We start from the raw sequence: 2141 nt of genomic DNA, 5'->3' as shown, positions 1-2141 counted from the left end.
CGCCGCGTAGTGGTCCTCGGCGCAGGCCAGGTGGCCCAACGCCGTCTCCCGGCCCTCATCGCGGCAGGCGCGGACATCCACCTCGTGTCCCCGGCCGCCACCCCCTCCGTCGAGGCGATGGCGGACGCGGGCGAGCTGACCTGGACAAGGCGCCCGTACGAGCCCGGCGACCTCGCGGATGCCTGGTACGCCCTGATCGCCACCAGCGACACCGAGGCGAACGCCGCGGCCTCCGCCNNCACCGCGTGTGGTGCGTCCGCTCGGACGACGCGGACGCGGCCACGGCCTGGACCCCGGCGACCGGCCACAGCGAGGGCGTCACGGTGGCCGTCCTGACCACGAACGCGAAGGGCCGCGACCCCCGCCACACGGCGGCCATCAGGGACGCGGTCGTGGAGGGCCTGCGCGACGGCACCCTGGTCGCGCCCCACCACCGCACCCGCACCCCCGGTGTCGCCCTGGTCGGCGGCGGCCCCGGCGACCCGGACCTGATCACGGTCCGCGGCCGGCGCCTCCTCGCCGAGGCCGACGTGGTCATCGCCGACCGCCTCGGCCCCCGCGACCTCCTCGCCGAACTCCCGCCGCACGTCGAGGTGATCGACGCGGCGAAGATCCCGTACGGCCGTTTCATGGCCCAGGAGGCCATCAACAACGCGCTGATCGAGCACGCCAGGCAGGGCAAGGCGGTCGTCCGTCTGAAGGGTGGCGACCCCTATGTCTACGGCCGTGGCATGGAGGAGGTCCAGGCGCTGGCCGAGGCGGGCATCGCCTGCACGGTCGTCCCCGGCATCTCCAGCTCGATCTCCGTCCCGGGCGCGGCGGGCATCCCCGTCACCCATCGCGGGGTCGCCCACGACTTCACGGTCGTCAGCGGCCACATCGCCCCCGACGACGAACGCTCCCTGGTCGACTGGGCGGCCCTCGCCAAGCTCCGCGGCACCCTGGTCATCCTGATGGGCGTGGACAAGATCGGCGCCATCGCCCGTACGTTGATGGCGGGCGGCAAGTCGGCGGACACCCCGGTGGCCGTCGTCCAGGAGGGTACGACCGCCGCGCAGCGCAGGGTCGACGCGACGCTCGCCACGGTCGCCGAGACCGTACTCGCCGAGAACGTGAAGCCCCCGTCGGTGATCGTCATCGGCGAGGTCGTGTCCGTGCGCCCGGACAGCTCGCCGCGGGCGTCCGAGTAACCCCGGGTAACACAACCCGTTCCAAGCCGTTGGCACCACACCCAGGACAAGGCAGTATCACCCTGTGGCCGATCTCATCACCGTTGAGGACCCAGCCGATCCCCGTCTGCGCGACTACACGGGACTGACCGACGTGGAGCTGCGCCGCAAGCGAGAACCCGCCGAGGGCCTGTTCATCGCCGAGGGCGAGAAGGTCATCAGACGGGCCAAGGACGCCGGTTACGAGATGCGCTCGATGCTGCTCTCCGCCAAGTGGGTCGACGTCATGCGCGACGTCATCGACGAACTCCCGGCCCCGGTGTACGCGGTCAGCCCGGACCTCGCCGAACAGGTCACCGGCTACCACGTGCACCGAGGCGCCCTCGCCTCCATGCAGCGCAAGCCGCTGCCGACCCCGGACGACCTGCTCCAGACGGCCCGCCGGGTCGTCGTCATGGAGTCGGTCAACGACCACACCAACATCGGCGCGATCTTCCGCAGCGCCGCCGCCCTCGGCATGGACGCGGTCCTGCTGTCCCCGGACTGCGCGGACCCGCTCTACCGCCGCTCCGTGAAGGTCTCCATGGGCGCCGTCTTCTCCGTCCCGTACGCCCGTCTGGACACCTGGCCCAAGGGCCTGGAAACGGTCCGCGAGGCGGGCTTCACCCTCCTCGCCCTCACCCCGGACGAGAAGGCCAAGTCCCTGGACGAGGCGGCCCCGCACAAGATGGACCGCGTGGCCCTGATGCTCGGCGCGGAGGGCGACGGCCTGTCCACCCAGGCCCTGGTGGCGGCCGACGAATGGGTCCGCATCCCGATGGCCCACGGCGTCGACTCCCTGAACGTGGGAGCGGCGGCAGCGGTGGCGTTCTACGCGGTGGCGACGGGCAGACCGCAGAACTAGGGGGGCGCGCCCCTTCAGGGGAGCGGGGCCGTGACATTGTGCGGCTCCGCCGCGTGGGCGCGACCGGC

The 2141-nt window shown here is 72.4% G+C and carries 2 protein-coding genes and 1 pseudogene; all 3 read left to right on the top strand.

Going from position 1 to position 2141, the window contains the following annotated elements; all coding sequences use genetic code 11:
* Positions 1-237: pseudogene (locus AOK17_RS53025) on the top strand (precorrin-2 dehydrogenase/sirohydrochlorin ferrochelatase family protein); the annotation flags it as partial.
* A 2-nt stretch (positions 238-239) separates the two neighbouring features.
* Positions 240-1190, top strand: a 951-nt coding sequence (gene cobA, locus AOK17_RS43910) for a uroporphyrinogen-III C-methyltransferase (RefSeq protein WP_245697764.1), incomplete at its 5' end; no start/stop codon positions are given.
* 64 nt (positions 1191-1254) lie between these two features.
* Positions 1255-2073 (top strand): TrmH family RNA methyltransferase, encoded by an 819-nt coding sequence (locus AOK17_RS43905; RefSeq protein ID WP_055618248.1) that lies wholly within the window; start codon positions 1255-1257, stop codon positions 2071-2073.
* Positions 2074-2141: the final 68 nt, after the last annotated feature.

It is taken from the genome of Streptomyces phaeochromogenes, from assembly GCF_001418655.1.
In the GTDB taxonomy this organism is placed as follows: domain Bacteria; phylum Actinomycetota; class Actinomycetes; order Streptomycetales; family Streptomycetaceae; genus Streptomyces; species Streptomyces phaeochromogenes.
This window is presented reverse-complemented; position numbering and strand designations above follow the sequence as displayed.